Source organism: Solwaraspora sp. WMMD792, assembly GCF_029626105.1.
In the GTDB taxonomy this organism is placed as follows: Bacteria; Actinomycetota; Actinomycetes; order Mycobacteriales; family Micromonosporaceae; genus Micromonospora_E.
The window spans coordinates 6211902-6230947 of sequence record NZ_JARUBH010000009.1 but is presented as its reverse complement, the minus strand read 5'-3'; the positions used below and the strand labels follow the sequence as shown (position 1 = coordinate 6230947).

Annotated in this window: 21 protein-coding genes; 9 read left to right on the top strand and 12 right to left on the bottom strand. The window is 72.9% G+C overall.

Annotated features, from left to right (window positions below; translation table 11 throughout):
- Positions 1-5: 5 nt before the first annotated feature.
- Together O7629_RS29035 and O7629_RS29030 are read right to left on the bottom strand one after the other, a co-directional pair.
- Positions 6-503, bottom strand: coding sequence for a hypothetical protein (locus tag O7629_RS29035; RefSeq protein WP_278173249.1), 498 nt, complete (start codon positions 501-503; stop codon positions 6-8).
- Position 504: 1 nt separating this feature from the next.
- The gene (locus tag O7629_RS29030) at positions 505-801 is read right to left on the bottom strand and encodes a WXG100 family type VII secretion target (RefSeq protein WP_278173247.1); all 297 of its coding nucleotides are present in this window, start codon (positions 799-801) and stop codon (positions 505-507) included.
- 184 nt (positions 802-985) lie between these two features.
- Between O7629_RS29030 and O7629_RS29025 the strand changes: the two genes are divergently transcribed.
- Positions 986-1591 carry a hypothetical protein gene (locus tag O7629_RS29025; protein ID WP_278173245.1) on the top strand — a complete coding sequence of 202 codons (606 nt, stop codon included), beginning with the start codon at positions 986-988 and terminating at the stop codon, positions 1589-1591.
- A 27-nt stretch (positions 1592-1618) separates the two neighbouring features.
- Here the strand turns inward: O7629_RS29025 and O7629_RS29020 are convergent, their stop codons facing one another.
- The 3 genes from O7629_RS29020 to O7629_RS29010 are packed head-to-tail and all read right to left on the bottom strand — an operon-like array spanning position 1619 to position 3722.
- Positions 1619-3043 (bottom strand): EsaB/YukD family protein, encoded by a 1425-nt coding sequence (locus O7629_RS29020; RefSeq protein ID WP_278173243.1) that lies wholly within the window; start codon positions 3041-3043, stop codon positions 1619-1621.
- Positions 3028-3339, bottom strand: coding sequence for a WXG100 family type VII secretion target (locus tag O7629_RS29015; protein WP_278173242.1), 312 nt, complete (start codon positions 3337-3339; stop codon positions 3028-3030). Before O7629_RS29015 ends, O7629_RS29020 begins: the two co-directional genes overlap by 16 nt.
- A 59-nt stretch (positions 3340-3398) precedes the next feature.
- A complete protein-coding gene (locus O7629_RS29010; protein ID WP_278173240.1) occupies positions 3399-3722 on the bottom strand; it encodes a WXG100 family type VII secretion target in 324 nt (107 codons plus the stop codon).
- Positions 3723-3879: 157 nt separating this feature from the next.
- Here O7629_RS29010 and O7629_RS29005 point away from each other — a divergent pair, with 157 nt between their 5' ends.
- From O7629_RS29005 to O7629_RS28995, 3 genes are all read left to right on the top strand, one after another.
- Positions 3880-5907 (top strand): right-handed parallel beta-helix repeat-containing protein, encoded by a 2028-nt coding sequence (locus tag O7629_RS29005; RefSeq protein WP_278173239.1) that lies wholly within the window; start codon positions 3880-3882, stop codon positions 5905-5907.
- Complete coding sequence (locus tag O7629_RS29000; RefSeq protein WP_278173238.1) at positions 5894-6484, top strand: response regulator transcription factor; 591 nt, start codon at positions 5894-5896, stop codon at positions 6482-6484. Before O7629_RS29005 ends, O7629_RS29000 begins: the two co-directional genes overlap by 14 nt.
- 153 nt (positions 6485-6637) lie before the next feature.
- Positions 6638-7333, top strand: coding sequence for a response regulator transcription factor (locus tag O7629_RS28995; protein WP_278173237.1), 696 nt, complete (start codon positions 6638-6640; stop codon positions 7331-7333).
- A 35-nt stretch (positions 7334-7368) separates the two neighbouring features.
- Here the strand turns inward: O7629_RS28995 and O7629_RS28990 are convergent, their stop codons facing one another.
- Positions 7369-8409, bottom strand: a complete 1041-nt coding sequence (locus O7629_RS28990; RefSeq protein ID WP_278173236.1) for a hypothetical protein — start codon at positions 8407-8409, stop codon at positions 7369-7371.
- A gap of 185 nt (positions 8410-8594) precedes the next feature.
- The gene (locus O7629_RS28985) at positions 8595-11087 is read right to left on the bottom strand and encodes an XRE family transcriptional regulator (protein WP_278173235.1); all 2493 of its coding nucleotides are present in this window, start codon (positions 11085-11087) and stop codon (positions 8595-8597) included.
- Between the two features lie 105 nt (positions 11088-11192).
- On the opposite strand from O7629_RS28985, the gene O7629_RS28980 reads away from it, so the two are divergent.
- The gene (locus tag O7629_RS28980; protein WP_278173233.1) at positions 11193-12365 is read left to right on the top strand and encodes an XRE family transcriptional regulator; all 1173 of its coding nucleotides are present in this window, start codon (positions 11193-11195) and stop codon (positions 12363-12365) included.
- Between the two features lie 31 nt (positions 12366-12396).
- Here O7629_RS28980 and O7629_RS28975 read toward each other — a convergent pair whose 3' ends face one another.
- On the bottom strand, positions 12397-13041 hold the full coding sequence (locus O7629_RS28975; RefSeq protein ID WP_278173232.1) for a class I SAM-dependent methyltransferase: 645 nt from the start codon (positions 13039-13041) through the stop codon (positions 12397-12399).
- Positions 13007-14284, bottom strand: coding sequence for a hypothetical protein (locus O7629_RS28970; RefSeq protein WP_278173231.1), 1278 nt, complete (start codon positions 14282-14284; stop codon positions 13007-13009). Before O7629_RS28970 ends, O7629_RS28975 begins: the two co-directional genes overlap by 35 nt.
- Before the next feature lie 75 nt (positions 14285-14359).
- Between O7629_RS28970 and O7629_RS28965 the strand changes: the two genes are divergently transcribed.
- The 3 genes from O7629_RS28965 to O7629_RS28955 all read left to right on the top strand — a co-directional run bounded on the left by O7629_RS28965 (position 14360) and on the right by O7629_RS28955 (position 17149).
- Entirely contained in the window at positions 14360-14827 is a 468-nt protein-coding gene (locus O7629_RS28965) for a hypothetical protein (protein ID WP_278173229.1), read from the top strand.
- A 69-nt stretch (positions 14828-14896) separates the two neighbouring features.
- Positions 14897-15646: a response regulator transcription factor gene (locus O7629_RS28960; RefSeq protein WP_278173228.1), complete on the top strand. Its 750-nt coding sequence runs from the start codon at positions 14897-14899 to the stop codon at positions 15644-15646.
- A 3-nt stretch (positions 15647-15649) separates the two neighbouring features.
- On the top strand, positions 15650-17149 hold the full coding sequence (locus O7629_RS28955; RefSeq protein ID WP_278173227.1) for a HAMP domain-containing sensor histidine kinase: 1500 nt from the start codon (positions 15650-15652) through the stop codon (positions 17147-17149).
- On the opposite strand, the gene O7629_RS28950 is transcribed toward O7629_RS28955, so the two are convergent.
- Positions 17121-17381 (bottom strand): Txe/YoeB family addiction module toxin, encoded by a 261-nt coding sequence (locus tag O7629_RS28950; RefSeq protein ID WP_278173225.1) that lies wholly within the window; start codon positions 17379-17381, stop codon positions 17121-17123. The genes O7629_RS28955 and O7629_RS28950 overlap by 29 nt on opposite strands.
- A complete protein-coding gene (locus O7629_RS28945; RefSeq protein WP_278173223.1) occupies positions 17378-17635 on the bottom strand; it encodes a type II toxin-antitoxin system prevent-host-death family antitoxin in 258 nt (85 codons plus the stop codon). The genes O7629_RS28950 and O7629_RS28945 overlap by 4 nt, the downstream gene beginning before the upstream one ends.
- 157 nt (positions 17636-17792) lie before the next feature.
- Between O7629_RS28945 and O7629_RS28940 the strand changes: the two genes are divergently transcribed.
- Positions 17793-18755 (top strand): SEC-C domain-containing protein, encoded by a 963-nt coding sequence (locus O7629_RS28940; protein ID WP_278173221.1) that lies wholly within the window; start codon positions 17793-17795, stop codon positions 18753-18755.
- A 25-nt stretch (positions 18756-18780) separates the two neighbouring features.
- Here O7629_RS28940 and O7629_RS28935 read toward each other — a convergent pair whose 3' ends face one another.
- Positions 18781-18951 (bottom strand): hypothetical protein, encoded by a 171-nt coding sequence (locus O7629_RS28935; RefSeq protein ID WP_278173220.1) that lies wholly within the window; start codon positions 18949-18951, stop codon positions 18781-18783.
- Positions 18952-19046: the final 95 nt, after the last annotated feature.

Genomic DNA, 19046 nt, shown 5'->3' with positions numbered 1-19046 from the left:
CCGGTTCAGGACCGGGCCACCTCGGTGAGAGTGACGGGATTGGGGGTGCCGCCCGGTGCGGTGTCGTCGCCGCCGGAGCCACCGGACGGATCCGGGCCGCCGGACGGGCCGGAGCCACCGCCGGAGCCACCGCCGACCACGTCGATGAACGCGTCGAACATGGCGACGATCTGCGTCTCGGCGGCGTCGTAGTTCAGCGCCGCCCGGCGCAGATTGACCCCGATCACCGCGAACAACCCGGGTGGTTCGTCGTTGAACAGCTCACTGGCCGCCGAGTTGAAGTTGTCGAACAGCAGCTGCGCGTCGGTCGCGCTCGGCCCCAGCCAGGCACCCGCCTCGGACAGGCCGTTGAGAGCCCCGACGATCCGTTCCAGGCATCCCGCGACCCGGCCGGCGTCGTCCAGCACCTGCTGGCCGTTGGCGGCCAAGGTGGTGATGTCGCAGGAAATGCTGCTGGTGTTGTAGACCGGGTTCGGCCCGAGCGGGTTGTCGGCCAGGGGCATGTCAGCTCCCCCCGACGGTGTAGTAGTTCGCGGTCTCCGTCCGCTGATAGTTGTCGACGGTGGTCTGCATCCGGCCGATGATCGCGTCGATCGCGTCGATCAGGTCGGTGTTCGCGCCGACCAGCTGCTGCGACAGGTCGGCGAAGGTGGACGCCGCCGGCCCGGACCAGACGGCGGTGGCGCTGTCCAACGCGCCCTCGATACCGGTCAGCAGCTCGTCGACGGTGTCGCGTTCGGTCCTGATGGTCGTGATCGCGGCACGCACCGCGTCCATGTCGACGTAGTACATCAACGGCATGCCGGCTCCTTTCCCCACCCGCGCGCGCCGGGTGACGCGGCACCGGATGCGGTCACCGTAGGTCGCCGGCCGATGCCCCGGACAGCTCCGCTTTCGGGCCCCGGTACCCAGAACATGGACGTTCCCGTGGTCGCCAGATTCAGGGGATGCTGCGCCGGAACCGACGGCACGACCGGGAGGTGGCATGGGAACGACGAGCAACAATCCAGGTGACGAGACCCGCGACCCGGGCCTGCCGGTGCCCCCACCGGCCCCGGCCGGCGGCGACTCCGCGCCGCCGCCGGAGCAGATCACCCCGGACTCGGTCACCGTCGACCCGGGCTTCTCGATCTCCTACGAACCCGGCGGCTCGTCGGAGAGCTCCGGACAGGCCGACGTCGACGGCCGGACCGCGACCTACGCCCAGCTGTCCGTGTCACTGGCCGGGCTGGCCGCCGTCGAAGGGTCCCTGCTCACCACCACCCGGGACCTCACCACCCGGTACGAAGAGCTACGCAACCGGGTGGCGACGACTCAGGACACCGTCTTCGGGCAGACCGAGACCCATGACGAGATCGTGCAGGACAACCCCGGGGCACCGCACCAGCAGTACTACATCCGGCAGGACGTGCCGGACAGCCTGCAGGCCGACGCGATCGAGTTCGCCAACGCGATTCGCCCGTACATGGCGCAGGCGCTGGACGACTTCGCGAAGACGCTGCAACTGTTCGGCGCGTACGTGCAGGCGCTGGAGGCCACCGGCGACGGGTACGCCACCGCCGACGACCACTCCCGGTTCGACTCCGGCTGACGCACAATTCCTGCTGACCTGGGCCGGTCAGGACGCGATCGACCGGCCCAGGTCGAGCATCACGCCGACCGCCCCCCAGATCGTCAGCGCCGCGACCAGCGCCACCGCCACGAACAGCGTCGAGGCGCCCAGCAGCCACCGGGGTCGGCGGTCCGTCAGCGGCGACCGGGACGCCAGCCAACCACCGCAGCCCACCAGGGTCAGCGCCACCAGCACGCCCACCCCGACCGCGACCGGCCACCGGGCCGCGACGGTCAAGGTCAGGGTCACCAGGCCGGCCACGGCGGCGGCGAGCGTCGACGCCGCCTCCACCGCGAACTCGTGGCTGACCGCACGCAACGCCAACGCCAACGCCAACGCGCCGACCAGCAGCCAGGCCGCCCAGTCCGACGAGCGGGCCACCCCCACCAGACCGGTCGCGGTGAGCAGCGCCGCCGCCACCGTCCACCCGGCCAGGATCCGGTACGCCCGGCGTACCGCCGCGGTGACCGTCACCGGGTCGTCGGCCGGCACCGACCCGGGGCGTCCCTGCCCGAACATGGCCAGCCGGCTGGCGGCCGGCGCGGCGGCGACCAGCATCGCGAAACCGACCAGCGCCACCACCGCCAGCAGGCCGGCACCCGAGGGCCGCAGCACGACCAGCGGTACGGCGCACCCGGCGGCGACGGCGATCCACAACGCCACCGCCAGCGTCCCGGCCGACGGCACCGCCGCGAACGCGAGCAGACCGCCGACGCTGGCGGCCACCGCCGCCCCCGACACGCTGCCCAGGGCCATCGCCCCGGCGCAGCCCAGCGCGAGCGGGGCGGTCAGGGCCAGGCCCGTCAGCAGCGACTCCGGCAACGGCCAGCCACGCCGCCGGGCGAGGGCGACCAGTCCCGGTACGGCCAGCCCGACGACGACGGCTAGCAGTTCGACACCGACCGGCCGGGCCGGTTCAAACGTTTCCGGTCCGAACACCGCCGGTCCGATCGTCGCCAGTCCGATCGTCGCCACCAGCCACCCGACGCCCGCCGCCACCAGGGTCGCGGCTGCCGCCCGCTGGTTCCACCGCCGCCGCCCCAACTCGTCGGTGGCTTCGGCGACGACCTCGTCGATGTCGGTCACCTGCGGCTCGTGGTCCTCGTCGGCGGCTACGTCGACCAGGTACAGCACCATGCCCTCGGTCGGTGCGCAGTCGGCGAGCGGGGCGTCCAGCGGCAGTGGCCGACGCCCCAGCGGGGCCAGCGACCACACCTGCGGGTGGGCGCCGGTGGTGGGCTGCTCACACAGGTCGAGGATCAGCCCGAGGTACTCACCGACCGGCACCTCCACCGGCAGAGCGAGGTCCACCCGGCGGCGGGCACCGACCACGGTGACCGGGCACCGGTGTCCCGTCGCGGCACCGGCACCGGCACCGGTGCTGACGCCGGCACCGGCACCGGCGGTGGTCGGCGTCACGACGACCGCCACGTCGCCCGGTTGCTCTCCTCCGCCCCGGTGTAGTTGTCCCAGCAGGTGTTCAGCGCGTGGCCGACCATGCCGAGCACACCGGTCGGTCCGAACAGGTCAGCGGCGGCCACACTCCACTGGTTCCGCAGCTCGAAATAGTGCTCCCGGGCCTCACCGGTCCAGATCGACTCCAACTCGGCGAGCTGGGTCTTCAACTGGGAGAGCCGTTCCTCCATCTCGGCGGACCGGGACAGCACGTAGCTACCGGCGGTCTCCTGCGCCGAGGTGACCCGCAGAAAACTACTGTCGATGCTCATCGATCACTCCTTGCCGTCGTCGGCTGGTCCGGTACGCGGTCAGCTGGTCCGGGCCACGGTCAGCCGAGCCGGGCCGGCGGCATGGACGCGAGCACCTGCTGCACCGACTGGTTGTTGGCCGTCTCGCTGCTCACGTAGTTCTGGTAGGTGGTGTTCAGCCCGTTGGAAATCCCCACCAACGCGTTGTGCAGGTTCTGGGCGTCGACCGCCCACCGCTGCATCAGCTCGTCGAAACTCACCTGCGCCACGCCTTCCCAGGCACCGCGCAGCGACGCCACGTACTGCCGCAACTGATCGAGCCCGACGGAGATCTCGTCGGCGATCGCCGCGGCGCTCTGTGCGCCGGCCTGCACCTGCAACGGGGTTACGCCGTAGTCGGGCACCGTCAGTTCACCTACCTCATCGCGCGTCCGCCATCTGGCATCCGTCATCGTGTCCGGTCGGCATGGGCACCACCAGTCACCAAATCCCCGACATCGGGGTGGGCGGCCAGAACAGGGACGTGGTGCGCCAGGCCAGGCACCGCCGACAATTCCCCTGATGACCACACGCCTCCGGGTAGCGACGCACGGCTGGGGCGTGCACCGCAGCGTCGGTGCCGCCCTGCGGGCGGCCGACGTCGGCGGCACCGTCACGATCCGCGCCGGCCGCTACCGGGAGGCGCTGGTCCTCGACCGGGCCGTCACCCTGGTCGCCGAGGGCGGACCGGGGTCCGTCCGGATCGTCACGCCGGTCGCCCCGGTGCTGGTGGTCGGCGCTACGGTGACCATCCGTGGGGTGGTGTTCGAGGCACCGCCGACCCACCCGGGTACGTCGGACGGGCACGCCGCCGCCGTGCTGCTCGACCAGGGCAGCGTGCTGCTGGAGGACTGCACGGTCGTCGGTGCCGGCGTGGTGGTCACCGGCACCACGACGGCGACGCTGCGCCGGGTGACCATCCGGCAGGTCGCCGGCGACGGAGTCCAGGTCACCGACGACGCCACCGTCACGGTCACCGACTGCGTACTGACCGGGGTCGGCGGGTGCGGGCTGCGGGTCGTCGGCGGCCGGGTCGACGTCACCGCCAGCCGGATCGACGGCAGCACCGGCGCCGGGGTGCTGGCCACCGGCACCGCCCAGGTACGGCTCGACGACTGTGTCCTCACCGGGGTACGGGACTCGGCGGTGGCCGCCCGCGACGACGCCCGACTGACCGTCACCGCAGGTCAGCTCGTCGACGCGCATGGCAACGCCGCGTACCTGACCGGGCGGGCCCGGATCACGATGACCGGGGTCGTCGCCACCGGGTCCGGCTACAGCACGGTGCACGTCGGCGGACAGGCCCGCGCCGAACTGGCCGGCTGCGAACTGACCGGCAGCGGCGAGCACGGGGTGGCGGTGGTCGACACCGCGACGGTGCAGCTGACGGGTGGACGAATCGACGGTGCCCGGCTGGCCGGTGTGCACGTCGCCGACCGGGGCGACCTGACCGCCGACGGCGCGACGATCTCCGGCGGCACCGGCCTGATCGTCGACACCGCGCACCGGCCGCTGCTGCGCGGCGGCGCGATCACCGGCACCGGCGGCGTAGCCGTGCAGGTCGGCGACGAGTGCACCACGGTGCTCGCCGGCCCGACGCTGCACGGCACCGTCCACGGCGGACCGTGGGCGGTGCTGCGCTGCCCCGACCCGGGTCCACGCAGTGGGCAACCACCTGGGCAGCCGGCGCCGGGGCAGGTGCCCGCAGCGCCCGCCGGCGCCCCGGCCGACCCGGCCGATGCGGTGGCCCGGCTGCTCCACCAACTCGACCAACTCGTCGGACTCGACGACGTCAAGCGCGACGTCGGTGCCCTGGTCACCGTCATGCGGCTGGTCCGGTTGCGGCGCGACGCCGGGCTGCCGCCGCCACCGCTGAGCCGGCACCTGGTCTTCGCCGGCAACCCGGGGACCGGCAAGACCACCGTGGCCCGCCTGTACGGCCGGATCCTGCACGCGCTGGGCCTGCTCACCCAGGGGCATCTGGTCGAGGCCAGCCGCAGCGACCTGGTCGGTGAGTACGTCGGACACACCGCGCCGAAGACCACCGGCGTCTTCCAACGCGCCCGCGGCGGCGTGCTGTTCATCGACGAGGCGTATGCGCTGGCACCGACCGGGCAGGGCGCGGACTTCGGTGCCGAAGCGGTCGCCACCCTGGTCAAACTGATGGAGGACCACCGCGACGACGTCGTCGTCATCGCCGCCGGCTACCCCGACGACATGGCCCGGTTCGTCGCCTCGAACCCGGGCCTGGCGTCGCGGTTCACCCGTACGCTGCGGTTCCCCGACTACCGGTCGGCCGAGCTGGTCCGCATCGTCGAAGCCCAGGCCGAACAGCACCGCTACCGACTCACCGGCTCCACCCGGGACACCCTGACCGCACTGTTCGACCGGCTCCCCCGGGTCGACGGGTTCGGCAACGGCCGGGCCGCCCGGCACGTGTTCCAGCGGATGACCGAACGCCACGCGCTACGCGTCGCCACGACCCCCGGGGCGAGCGAGGACGAGCTGACCGACCTCCGACCGCAGGACGTGCCCGATGACGCTGACTGACCGACCCACTCCCGCCGAGCCGGCCACGCCCGACAACCGCGCGATGCCCGCCGACCCGGCCGCGGAGCCGACGACGCCGCGGCTGGTGCTGCTGCTCGACTGGGCGTCGCTGCCCGCCGCCCGGTACGCCGCCGTGGCCGCGGCAGCCGGGAACCGCTGCGTGGTCCTGGCCGTACCGGCCGACGAACCGCTGGACCTGGTGGGACTGCTGCGGGCGGGAGTACGTGCGCTGGTCGCCGCCGGCGACCCCGTACCCGATCTCGACCTGGCGATGGTGGCGGCCGCCGCCGGAGGCCGGTACGTCTCGGCCGGACTGGTCGACCGGTTCGTCGCCTCCGTTGACGAGCCGGCACCACCGGACCGGATCCCGTTGACCTACCGGGAACTCGAGGTCCTGCAGGGCATCACCCAGGGCCTGACCCACCGGCAGGTGGCCCGGCGCATCGGCGTCACCGAGGCGACCGTCCACACGTACGCGAAGCGGCTGCGCCGCAGACTCGACGCGGTCAACAAGGCCGACCTCACCCGGCGCGCGATCGAGCTGGGATACGCGCAGGCCACCCCCGCCGAGCGCTGAGCACGCCTCGTCGGCCCGGTTCTGCCGGTGCGATTTCCTGTCGCCGGCCTCAGCCGGCCGGTTGGATTGCCAGGTGGGTGGCGTACCGGCGGCGGGTCGCCGCAACCGGGCAGCCAGCGGGCGCCCCGGCGGAGCGCCGCTCGGGAGGACGCGTTGACCGTCGAGCCGGTCCCGTACGACGTTGTCGCCCTTGTCCGGGATCCGCTGGCCGGCATGGGCGTACGCTTCCTGCTCTCCGAGGCCCACCGGATCCGCGACGTCGCGCTGCGCTGCCAGGTCCAGGACCTGCTCTCCGGTACGGTGCCCGGCACCTCCGCGCCGCGCCGGCCGACGGTGGCGGTGCTCGGCGTCGACCTGCCCCCGGCACAGCTGCGCCGGCTCTGCGACCGGTGGCCCACCCTGGTGGTGGCGTCGGCGACCGCGATGAGCTCGGCGCTGGCCGCGATCCGGTGCGGCGCCCGTTCGGTGCTCGTCGCGGGGGCGACCGACCCGGCCGAGATGCGCATCGCCCTGGACGCCGTCGTGTCCGGCGGAATCCACCTCGGACGGGGCCTGCAGTGGGCGCCGGCCGAGCCGGTCCGGGCGGTGCCGGCCCGGACCGGCTCGGCCGGCGCCGAAAGCCGCCAGCTTCCGGCGCTCGCTCCCCGGGAGGTGCAGACCCTACGGCTGATCGCCCGGGGTCTCACCCACGCACAGGCCGCCCGGGAGCTGGGACTGACCGCCGCCACCGTCGACACCTACGTGAAGCGGATCCGGACCAAGCTCGCCGTGGGCAACAAGGCCGAGCTGACCAGGCGGGCGATCGAGTTCGGTTACGTACCGGCGCAGCTGGCCACCACCGGCTCCTGACCCGGTTCGAGACGACCGGCCACCGGCCCGGTGGGCTATCCGGCGGTGCAGTTCACCCGGACCTGTGCGGCACCGATGTGTTCACCGTTCGGGTCCCGGCCGGAGTCCTGCAGGTGCAGCGAGATGGCACCGTTGCGGACCGCCACCGCCCCCGTGCCGACCCACCGTCCCCGGTTCGCCGTCTGGTTGATCGAGAACTGGGCGTACGGGCTCGTCGACGTCCGGCCGCCGAGCACCTTGTACACCGCCGGGTTGCCGGCGACGTCGCGCGCCGAGCCGCTGTTCGGGACGAGGACCGAGAAGGTGCAGGTGCCGTTGACCACCGGAGCTGTCTCGAACCACCAGACCACGTAGTTGCGGCCGGTCGCGGTGGAGCTGCCGGACATCGGCATCGCCAGCGCCGACCCGGAACAGCCGTCGCCGCGGTGGCCGCCGGTGATGTCGTACCAGCCGGCGGTGCCGTCGCGGTACACCCCCTGGCTGTACCAGTTGTGCGCGTCGTTGTTGCCGGAGCAGCCGGGACCGGCGATCGCCGAGTACGTGGTGGCCGCCAGCCGTGCCGCGCTCGTCGGCTGTGACGCGACCGACCGGCTCTCGCCGGTGGTGGCCGGTGGCGTGGTCCGGGTCGCGGACGCCACGGCGGGGGCGGTCGTCGGCTGCGTCCCGGCCGGCGGCGGCGCCAGGTGCGCGCCGGTCGGCGTACCCGACTGCCGGCCGGCCGTCGTCGGACCGCTGGTCGGGTCGGACCCGTCCGGCTGGCCCGGACTCTCGGATCCGGCCGGCCCGGCCGGGCTGTCCGGGTCGGTGGTCGGCGCGGTGGCACCTGGTACGTCGGCCGCCCGCGCGGTGCCTTTTCCGCTGCTCAGGTACTCCACCAGGAACCCGGCGACAGCCACGACGACCAGGGTCAGCAGCACCGCGACCAACGCGGCGGCCCCGCGTCGCACCGGTGAGGCAGCCGGATCGCGGTGCAGCACCCGGGTCGCGACCGCGTCGGCGAACGCCGCCCGCGCACGGTCGGCCGGCAGGTGGCCGGTGGGTGCCTCCCCGGCTGACGGTTGCGGGCCGAGCTGCATCGCATTCCTCCGGGCACGGTCGGCGTCGACGTCTCGACGCACGTGAACTCGACGCAGGTGATCTCGACGCACGTGATCGCCTCGACCCTCGGATGGAACCCGATCCCCGGCGGCCGGAACAGGAAAACCGACCGGCAGAACCGGGTGTCACTGCCGAGGGCTTGCGTCACTGCCGAGTGCTTGTGTCACTGCCGGGTGAGCCGCGCGAGCAGGCTCCGTACCTCCAGGTCCGCCGACCCCGCACACAGCGACCGGGCCCGGTCGAAGCACCGCAGGTGGTCCTCGGAACGTTGCTCCGCCTGGGCCACCAGGCCCAACGCGTACCAGGCCTGGGCTTCCCGCAGCGCGTCGCCCAGCTCGTGACAGACGCCGACGGCGCGGGTGGCGACCGCGACCGCGCGCGGACTGCCGAGTCGCGCCAGCACTTCGCTGAGCGCGCCGAGGCATTCGGCGATCCCGGTCGGATGATGCTCGGCGACGAACGTCGCGTACGCCTGCTCGAGTACCCGCACCGCGCCCGGCAGATCCCCGACCGCGACCAGGTCGAGACCGAGCCGGTAGCCGAACATGCCGGCGTTCACCCGGTCCCGGCCAGCCGGATCGGCGAGCCCTTCCAGCCCTTCGCGATGGGTCCGCGCCGCCTGCTCCGGGTGCCCCAGGTCACGTTGGATGTCGCCGATGGCGTAGCTGGCGATCACCGCCCCCTGCGTCTGGCCCAGCGCGGCGAACAGCTCCGCGGCGAGCCGGGCCCGGTCGAGCGCCTCCGCCAGCCGGCCGCAGCGGTGCAGCGCGCCCGTGGTGTACAGCGTGCTCCACGCATACCCGGCCCGGTCGCCGATCTCCGCGTGCAGCTGCCGGGCCCGCTCGTGCTCCGGCAACGCCTGCTCCGGCTGACGCACCTGGTACTTGAACGCGAAGCCGAGGGAGTCGCGGTGCCGGGCCTCCGCCGCCGGGTCGCCGAGGGCGAGAGCGGACTCCACAGCGGCCTGGAAGACTTCCCGCCAGGGAGCCAGATGATGATGACGGTTGGCGACACCACGGATCGCGTCCACCACGGTGACGATCTCGGCGTGGCGCTGATGCTGGGCCGTGCGACGCAACGCCCAGGTGATCGCCCGACGCTGCGCGGTGCACCAGTCGAGGGCGGCCGACGCGGACCCGAACGGGGTGCGGGCGGCCGGGAACCGGTGCCGGTCCAGCGGCTCCTGGTACGACGGGAACCAGGCACCGGCGGCGACGACCGTCGCGAGCAGCCCGGTGCGTACCCGCTCCACGGCCGCCTGCTGATCTGCCAGGCTGTCCTCGTCCGCCGCCCGTTCCTGCCCGAACACCACCAGCAGGTCGTGCAGCCGGAACCGGCCGCCGCTGCCGGTGCCGGCCGACCCGGAACCGCCGGCCGGCACCGGGGTGAGCAGGCCCGCCTCGACCAGCCCGGCCAACGCCGAAGCAGCCCGGTCGAGGTCGGGATCGAGGTCGAGCAGGTCGGCCACGGTCGTCGCGTCGTAGCCGGGCCACGGCAGTAGCGCCAGGCGGCGCAGCGCCGTCCGCTGATCCGGGTCGAGTTGCCGGTACGACACCATGAACGCGGCGCGGACCTCGACGTCCCCGGCGTACAGCCCGTCGAGCCGCCGCCGGCTGTCGCGCAACCGGTCCAACAGACCGCCGACCGTCCATAGCGGTCGGCTCGCCAACCGGCTCGCCGCGATCCGCAGCGCCAGCGGCAGGCCGCCGCAGATCCGGACGAGCTCGTCGACCGCCGCCGGCTCGGCGGCCAGCCGGGCCGGACCGACCACCCCGGCCAGCAGCTTGCGGGCATCGGGGCCGGGCAGCGCACCGAGCGCGATCCGCTCGACGCCCGTCGACCCGGCAGCGGCCGAGTCGGCGCCGGTGAGGTCGGTCAGCTGCCGACGACTGGAGATCAACACCCGCCAGTCGCCGCCGGTCGGCAGCAACGGCCGCACCTGCGCGGCGTCGCGGGCATCGTCGAGGACCAGTACGCCGCTGCGCCCAGCCGTCATCGCCTCGTACAACGCCAACCGCTCGTCCAGACCACTGGGCAGGCGACGTCGGTCCACGCCGAGATCGGCGAGCAGCTGCGCCACCGCCGCGCGTGACGTCACCGGCTGCCGCGCGGTGCCCCGGAGATCGACGAAGAACGCCCCGTCCGGCAGCACGGCGGCCAGTTCCCGCGCCGCCCGGACGACCACACTGGTCTTTCCGATCCCGGGTGGACCGTGCACCACCACCACGGCCCCGGACCGCGACATCCGACCGGCCAGCCGGTCCAGTTCGGTGCCACGCCCGCTGAAGTCCGGCGGATCCGCCGGCAACGGCACCCTCGGCGGCGTGGTCAGGCCGACCAGTTCAAGGTCAGGATCGCCGTCTACGAGCTGGCCCGACGACACCGGCTGGCCGGATGACACCGACCGGCCCGACGACACCGACCGGCGTAGCCGCTGTGCCTCGGCCGGCCGCAGCCGCAACGCCTCGGCCAGCCCGGTCACGGTGGCCCGCTGCGGCCGGCCGACCCGGCCGCGTTCCAGGTCCCGCAGCGTCCGCACGCCGAGCCCGGCGGCCTGCGCCAACTGCTGCTGGCTCAACCCGGCAGCCCGCCGGTACCGTCGCAGCAGCACGGCGAAGACGTCCGGTCCGTCCGGGTCCGCAGCCCCGAGGCTCATGGATCGGCCTTCCGCCGCGCCGACGCTGACCATGCGGCCACAAGTTACCCGACATCAACTCGACAGCCATACGACCGAAGCACCAGGACTGAACGATCATCAGGTATGCCGACACCGGAAGGCTCAACGGCCGCACGCGACGATCGGTCGCCGATCGACCTGCCAGCACCGATCGACCTGCCGGCGCTGCTCGTGGCGTTGCGGCGCTCCGCCGGGCTGTCACAGGAACGCCTCGCCGAGGCCGCCGGACTGTCGTCACGCACCGTCGGCAACCTGGAACGCGGCCGGGTCGTCCCGCAACCGCTAACGGTCGAACGAATCGCGGCGGTACTCGGCGCGGCGGCGTCCGTCGGCACCGCGGCTGCCGACCAGCTCACCCGGGCGGCGGCCGCGTCGACGGCCAGCCCGCCGGAGACCACCCACCCGCTGGCGCTGCCCGCTACGGTGCGCTCCGGTGGTGGGCGGGAGGCCGAGCTACGCCAGCTCGACGAGCTGGCCACGGCGGCCGTCGGGGCGCAGTCGTCCACCGCCGGACCGACCGTCGTCGTGGTGTACGGACCGGCAGGCGCAGGCAAGACGGATGTCGCGGTGACGGCGGCGCACCGGGCCGGCCAGCGGTACGGCGTCGACGGGCTGCTGCTGGACCTGGCTGGCACGTCCCGGCAGCCGCTGGCCGTCGGTACGGCGATCGACCGACTGCTCCGCGCGTTGGGGGTGCCGGAACACCGGGCACCACTGCCGGTCCTGGAACGCGCGACCCTGCTCCGGTCGGTGATGTCCGGTCGACGCGGGATCCTGGTGCTCGACGACGCGTACGCCGAGGAGCAGGTCCGTCCGGTGCTGCCGGCATCGGCGGGGTGGCTGACGATCGTGACGAGCCGCAGCGGGCTCGCCGGCCTGTTCGGGGCCCGCTGGTGCCCGCTGGAATCGCCGCCGGCCGCCGTAGCCGCCGGTGGTCCCGCCGGCTCCGACACCGCGTACCTGCGGTTGCCGGCCGCGCAACGGCAGCTGTTCCGCCGGCTGGCGTTGCTGCACCCCGGTGACCACCCGGCGACGGTGGCCGAGCTGCTCACCGATCTCGGCCCGGCCGCGACCGCCCACGCCCTGGACGGGCTGATCGAGGCGGGGCTGCTGACCGACGCCCCGCAGCCGGGCAGCTTCCGCCTCTGCCCGACGGTGCGGCGGCACGCCGCCGCCCGGCTGCGGCAGGAGGAGAACGTCGAGCTGTGGCGCGACACCTGCCTGCGGTTGCGGCGGCACCCGGACCGGCAGCAATGAAACCCGAACGTTCCAGGGCCGGTGCCACCGGTCAGGTTTTGCGGGCGACCAGCATGCCCAGCGGCGGGCGGCCCGGTGCCGGCGGGGTCTGCTCGACGGTCACCAGGACCAGGAAGCCGGCCTCGGTCAACAACCGCGCCACCTCGGTTGGCCGCTGCCGGTGGAAACGCAGGTCGATCCGCTTGCCCTCGAACTCGTCCCGGTGCCGGATGTCGTCGCCGACCTGGAAGACCAGCATGAGGTAGCCGCCCGGCACCAGCACCCGGTGGAACTCGGCGAACGCCTCCGGCCGCCGCTGCCACGGCAGGTGGATGATCGAGAAGTAGGCGAGCAGCCCGCCGAGTCCGCCGTCGGGCAGGTCCAGGTCGAGCATCGAGCCGACCTCGAACCGCAGCCCCGGGTACGCCTGCCGGGCGTGCGCGATCATGCCCGGGGACAGGTCGACACCGAACGCGTCCAGCCCGTGCCCGGCCAGCAGCCCGGTGACCCGGCCCGGCCCACAACCGACATCGGCGACCGTGGTGTTGCCCGTCGAGCGCACCAGCTCGGCGAACATGCCGAGCATGGCCCGGTCCAGCGGTGACTCGTCCAGCTCGGTCTTCACCGCCTCGGCGTACTCGCCGACGATCGCGTCGTAGGAGTCACGGGTGGTGGTCAGAAAGTCGGCGTCGGACACCGACAGCACGGTACGCGACCGGCAGCAGCAGCGCCGCGACGACCAGCCCCACCGCCGGCCACAGCCAGAACCGGGGTCCCGGCCAGCGGGACGGCTGCTGCCCCGGCCGGATCACCCCGGTGGCGAGCGCCCGGTCGGCCACGTCGATCGCCCGTACCCCGTCAGCGGCCGTCATCCGTACCGTCGGTGTGGTCTCACCGGGCGCCAACGACATCAGCTGTACGCCGCCGACGTGCCCGTAGCTGATCCGCTGCCCGAGCGACGGGTAGGAACTCCGGCCGGTCGGCCCCGGCTGGTAGGCGACCACCACGGCCGCCCCGCCCGGTTGCCAGCCGAGCAGCCGGACCGCCAGCATGTCGGTCACGGCGGGCAGCCGCTGGCCCGGCGCCTCGGTGCCGGTCGCCGGGTCGACGCCGATCAGCCGCCAGTCGTCACCGTCGTGCTCGACCAGGGTCAGCCTGCCGCCGTCCGGCTGCCAGGCGCCCTTGCCGGCCAGCGTCCGGCCGGCCGGCAGGTCGAGCGTGTGCCGCCGGTCGGTGGCCAGGTCGACAATGGTCAGCTCGGTACCAAGCTGCAGCGCCAGCCGCCGGCCGTCGGCGGTGAACGCGACCGCGTAACCGGGGACGGGCGCGGTGGCGTCGTCGTCGGTGGTGGCCAGCTCCCGTACCGATCCGCTGGCCACGTCGACCAGGCTGACGACCGCCCGGTACGCCGACCGGTCCGGTGTCTGCGGCACCGAGTCGACCAGCACCAGCCGGCTGCCGTCCGGCGACCAGCCCAGCGGCCGGGTGAGGACGCTGTCGCCGACGCCCGGCCCGACCGTCTGCACCGACCGGTCGCCGAGGTCGATGACGGCGACACCGGTCAGTCGCTGGTCGTCGCTGCCTTGTCCGTTGCTCCACTGGTCGTCGCTCCACTGGTGCGCCAACCGGGTGCCGTCCGGGGAGAGCAGCACCACCTCGCCGGCCGGGGCGGTCACCCCGACCCGGTGCACCCGGTACCGACCGGTCGCGGCGTCCACCACGGCGACGCTGCCGGTGTCGGCGCCGCCGAACCCGCTGACCGCGACCGCCGCCGCGCCGATCGGGAACGGGTCGGTGATCCGCAGTGTGCCCAGCGGCGGGGTGCCGACCCGGTCCGGCAGCGCCTCGACGCCGGCCGTCGCCGAGGCGCTGCCCGGCACCAGCAGCGAACCGCCGAGCACCAGCAGGGCCATCGTGATCATCGTTTTCGTCGCGCGCACGTAGGAGACGACGCGTCACGTACCGCGGTCGGTTGCCTGATTCTTCTGTCGCATCCATGTGGTGAGGTGACCGGCATGGGTGTGCTGTACGACTACTTCCGGTCCACCGACGACGACGCGGCGATCGCGCTGATGGACGAGCTCGCCGGCGGGCCGGTCGCCCGCGCTGCCGGCGCCGACGGCGTTGCCGTGGACGCCGTCGACCTCAAGTGGATCGACCCTCCGGTCGCTCTCGGCCAGCTCGTCAGCTTCGTCCGCGACGCGCCCTGGCGGGCCGGCCTGGTGCAGAGCCGGCTGCTCTGGAGTCCAGAGGAGGAAGGCCCGTGGTTGTTCAGCCTCGACGACGCCACCCGGGACACCCTCGCCTCGATCAGCGACGGCCAGCTGCCGGAGCTGTCGGCGCGGTGGGGGCGGATCGACGAGTTCGCCCACTCCGGCCCACTGCCCGAAGGCGAGCTTGTCCCGGTGATCGAGGCGATCGCCGGTCTCGCCCGACGAGCCCGCGACGCCGGTGACCACCTCTACTGCTGGTGCTGCCTGTGACGGGCCACGGCTGACCGGTGCCGCCGGTTCTCATCCTTCTCCCATGATTGCGTGATCTGATCAGCAGACATGGGCAACGCATCGGCGCGCATCCTGGTCGTCGACGACCAACCGAACATCGTCGACATGCTGGTCACCGTGCTCACCTTCCACGGCTTCGCCGTCGACTCCGCGACCACCGTGGCGCAGGCGGAGCAGCTCGCCGAGTCGGGGCGACCGGATCTCGTCGTACTCGACGTGATGCTGCCCGACGGCGACGGGTTCGACCTGTGCCGACGGCTACGGCAACGCGGCCACCGGTTCGGCATCGTCTTCCTGACCGCCCGCGACGCCCGCCGCGACCTGGTCTCCGGGCTCACCCTCGGCAGTGACGACTACCTGACCAAGCCGTTCGCGGTGGAGGAACTGCTGGCCCGGGTACGGGCGGTGCTGCGCCGGGTCGGCTCCGGCACCGCCGGCCGAGACGGTCCCACCGGGCCGGGCGATCCGGCTGGCACGGCCGGTCGGGCCGGTCCCGTGCTGCGCTACGCCGACCTGGAGCTGGACGAGGACACCTTGCTGGTGCAGCGGGCCGGCGCCCCGGTCCAGTTGTCGCCGACCGAGTTCAAACTGCTGCGGTATCTGATGCTCAACTCCGGCCGGGTGTTGTCCCGCAGCCAGATCCTGGAGGCGGTGTGGCGCTACGACTTCGGTGGCGAGTCGAACGTCGTCGACACCTACATCGGCTACCTGCGCCGCAAACTGGACCCACTGGGTGAGCCGCTGATCGTCACCCACCGCGGCTTCGGCTACGCGCTGCGTACCGCCGTGCAGGGGTGAGGCGTGGCACCGCGCAGTCGCACCCGCCGGGCACCGCACGGTCGCACCCGCCGGGCGCCGCGCTGGTCGCTGCGCGGGTCACTGATCGCCGCCACCGTCGCGCTCACCTGCGCCGCGCTGCTGATCACCGGCGGGGTCAGCGCGGTCGCGTTGCGCCAGCAGCTGATGGACCGGACCGACGAGCAGCTCACCACGGCCGCCGCGCTGGTCGCCAGCGGCAGCCGGCAGATCGCCCGGGTCGGCGAACGGGACCAGCGGGACCAGACGGTACGCGCGGTGATCGGCCCCACCGAGTTCCTGGTGGAGATCCGGACCGGTGACGGCGAGCTGACCCGGTTCGCGTCCACCGCGCCGGTGCCGGCGACCCCGCTGCTGGACGCCGCACCGGCCCCGCCGCCCGGCGGGCAGTCCCCGCTGACCAGCATCACCACCCCGGAAGGGGTGTACCGGGTGGTGACCGTCGACGCCGGCCCCGGCGTGGTGCTGCTGGGGCTGCCGCTGTCCCCGGTCCGGGAGACCGTGGCGCGGCTGCTCGGCATCGAGGTGCTGGTCTCGGTGGCGGTCGCCGTACTGCTGGCGTTTCTGGCCCGGATGCTGATCGTGGCCCGGATGCGGCCGTTGGACGACATCGCGCGGACCGCCGACGCGATCGCCGGGGGGCAGTTGGACCGCCGGGTGCCGATCACCGACGACCCCCGACGGGTACGGCGTACCGAAGCCGGCCGGCTGACCCTGGCGGTCAACGGCATGCTGGACCGGATCCTCGCCGCGCTGGCCGTGCGGGAACGTTCCGAGCAGCGGATGCGGTCGTTCGTCGCGGACGCGTCGCACGAGCTGCGCACCCCGCTGACCGTGATCCGCGGCTACACCCAGCTGCTACGCGGCGGCATGGTCGACGAACAGCGCCGGCCGGACGTGCTGCGCCGGCTCGACGACGAGGCCGCCCGGATGTCCACAATGGTGTCCGACCTGCTGTTTCTGGCCCGGTTGGACGCCGAGCCGCAGTTGCAGGACGATCCGGTCGACATCGCTGTGCTGGCCCGCGACGCGATCGCCGACGCGCTCGCCGTCGAACCGGAACGGGTGATCGCGCTGGACTCGCCACCACATCTGCTCGTCGCCGGCGACGCGGACGCGCTGCGGCGGGTGCTGGCGAACCTGCTGGCCAACGTACGGGCGCACACGCCGGTCGAGGCGAACGCCGAGGTGTCGGTGCACGCCGACGCCGGGCGGGTCCGGGTGGCGGTGTCGGACACCGGGCCGGGGCTGACGCCGGAGGCCGCCGAACGGATCTTCGACCGCTTCTACCGGGCGGGCGCGGCGGGCGGCGCCGCCGAGGGTAGCGGGCTCGGGTTGGCGATCGTCGCCGACACGGTACGGGCTCTCGGCGGCGAGGTCGGCGCCGACACCACTCCCGGCGGCGGGACCACCATCTGGTTCACCGTCCCGGCCGCGCCGGCCGGTGCCGCTGGCGTCACTCGTAGCGGTAACGGCATGAAATGACAGTGATTGCCCCCTGCTCGACCGCGTACACCAGACGGTGCTCATCGTCGATGCGCCGCGACCGCAGGCCGGCAAGGTTGTTCCGAAGAATCTCGGGCTTGCCGATGCCTGGCCCGTCAGGGTCCCGCTTGATATCGGAAATCAGGGCGTTGATTCGCCTTAGCGTCTTGCGGTCGTGGGTCTGCCAGTACAGGTAGTCGGCCCAGGCGTTGTCGGTCCAGGTGAGCTTCACTCGTCGAGACCCAGGTCACGCTCGACGGCGGTCCCGGCCCGCCACTGATCGATGCTCTCCATCAGGTGATTCGCGTTGGCAGGCGTCCGGAGCAGGTAGTTCGTCTCCATGATCGAATCCCAGTCCTCCTTGCTCACCAGCACTGCGTTGCCCCGCTTGGAGACGATCTCAATCGGGGTGTGGTCCTCGTTGACCCGCTCGATGAGCGGGAACAGGGTCTTGCGGGCCTCGCTCGCACTGATCGCCGCCGCCACGACACCTCCTCAATCTTGTACCGGATACGGTACCACTTGCCGGACTCCGCTGCCAGAATGCTCCCTCGCACCCCCGTAGCGGCTTGCGGTTGACGAGCAGCGCCGGGCGGGAGTGTCGCGGTGACGTCGGCGGGCACAGCGGGTACGGTCTCCGGCCGTGGCGACGAAACCGGCGAACCAAGCCGCCGCGCGGGCGGCGGCGATTGAAGCCGACGCGGAGAAGTATCCGGACGAGCGGGCCGAGCTCCTGCTGGAAGCGGCCGAGGCGTGGCGGGCGGCCGGCCAACTCGACCGGGCACGCAAGCTGCTCGCCGAGCTGATCGCGACGGGCGGCGAGGACGGTTGCTACGCGCGGTGCGACCTGGCCGGGATCGAGTTCGAATCAGGAGCGGACAGCGAGGCGTACGCGGAGCTGGACCGGCTCGCCCGCGACCCTGACCTCAGTGAGGGGCAGTGCACTCTCGTCGCCGAGTTGCTGGCCGAACGCGGTGACCTGCCGGCGGCGCTGGAATGGTACGACCGGGCCGTCGCCCGCCTGACGCCCGACGATCTCGAGGCGCTACGCGGGCCGAACGGCTGGATGCGGATGTCGTCGGTGCTGGTCCGGGCCCGGCGCGAGGTCCGGCGCCGGCTCGGGTTGCCGGCCGACGCCACCGACGAGATAGCTCCGGCGGCACCGGCGCAGCAGACGGCCGAGCCGACCGGACTGCCGACGACGTTGGACGAGGCGCGTGAGCACTTCGAGTCGGGTCGGATACCCGATCAGTTGCGGCTGCTGGTGTTTCAGCGCGCCGAGCGGGCCGAGGCCCGCCGCCGGTGGCCCGACGCGTACGTCGACCCTGACGAGGAGTACTTCCCGGCGGCGGAGCGTCGCTGGCGCGGCCTGGCCGAGAGCGGGGTGCCGGCGATCCGCGTGGTGCCGGCCACGGTTGCCGGGTTGTCGGAGTTCGCCGAGCGGATCGGTGAGTCGCCGCTCGACTCGGCGGTGAAGACCCGGTACGCCAGGCTGGCCGCCGACCAGGACACCATCGTCTGGCCGCCGGGACGCAACGATCCGTGCTGGTGCGGGTCGGGTACCAAGTACAAGAAGTGCTGCGGCCGAGCAGGTCTGGTCTCGTAACGGGTTATCCGACCAGCGAACTAGATCAACGGTCTTCGTCCTCGCGGGCCTCGATCAGCAGGTCCAGCGGTGACGCGTCCTCAGGCACGTCGTAACGCGGGAGTCGGTCCAGGTCGTTCGTCGTGGTCGTGGCGAGTTTGACCAGGCCCTTGGTCACCAACGGCTGACAACGGCTGAGAGCGGCTGGATCAGACACCCGGCCTCCTCGCTGCATCTACGACATCTACGACTCGACCACCGTATCGACGCCGAAGCCGCTGGCAGAAAACGACAGGGACCCAGTTCTTAACG

What these genes read in the sequence shown, in the direction of transcription:
- O7629_RS29035 (WP_278173249.1), bottom strand. Translation starts at nt 503, where the DNA reads ATGCCCCTGGCCGACAACCCGCTCGGGCCGAACCCGGTCTACAACACC.
- O7629_RS29030 (WP_278173247.1), bottom strand. Translation starts at nt 801, where the DNA reads ATGCCGTTGATGTACTACGTCGACATGGACGCGGTGCGTGCCGCGATC.
- O7629_RS29025 (WP_278173245.1), top strand. Translation starts at nt 986, where the DNA reads ATGGGAACGACGAGCAACAATCCAGGTGACGAGACCCGCGACCCGGGC.
- O7629_RS29015 (WP_278173242.1), bottom strand. Translation starts at nt 3,339, where the DNA reads ATGAGCATCGACAGTAGTTTTCTGCGGGTCACCTCGGCGCAGGAGACC.
- O7629_RS29005 (WP_278173239.1), top strand. Translation starts at nt 3,880, where the DNA reads ATGACCACACGCCTCCGGGTAGCGACGCACGGCTGGGGCGTGCACCGC.
- O7629_RS29000 (WP_278173238.1), top strand. Translation starts at nt 5,894, where the DNA reads ATGACGCTGACTGACCGACCCACTCCCGCCGAGCCGGCCACGCCCGAC.
- O7629_RS28990 (WP_278173236.1), bottom strand. Translation starts at nt 8,409, where the DNA reads ATGCAGCTCGGCCCGCAACCGTCAGCCGGGGAGGCACCCACCGGCCAC.
- O7629_RS28985 (WP_278173235.1), bottom strand. Translation starts at nt 11,087, where the DNA reads ATGAGCCTCGGGGCTGCGGACCCGGACGGACCGGACGTCTTCGCCGTG.
- O7629_RS28980 (WP_278173233.1), top strand. Translation starts at nt 11,193, where the DNA reads ATGCCGACACCGGAAGGCTCAACGGCCGCACGCGACGATCGGTCGCCG.
- O7629_RS28965 (WP_278173229.1), top strand. Translation starts at nt 14,360, where the DNA reads ATGGGTGTGCTGTACGACTACTTCCGGTCCACCGACGACGACGCGGCG.
- O7629_RS28960 (WP_278173228.1), top strand. Translation starts at nt 14,897, where the DNA reads ATGGGCAACGCATCGGCGCGCATCCTGGTCGTCGACGACCAACCGAAC.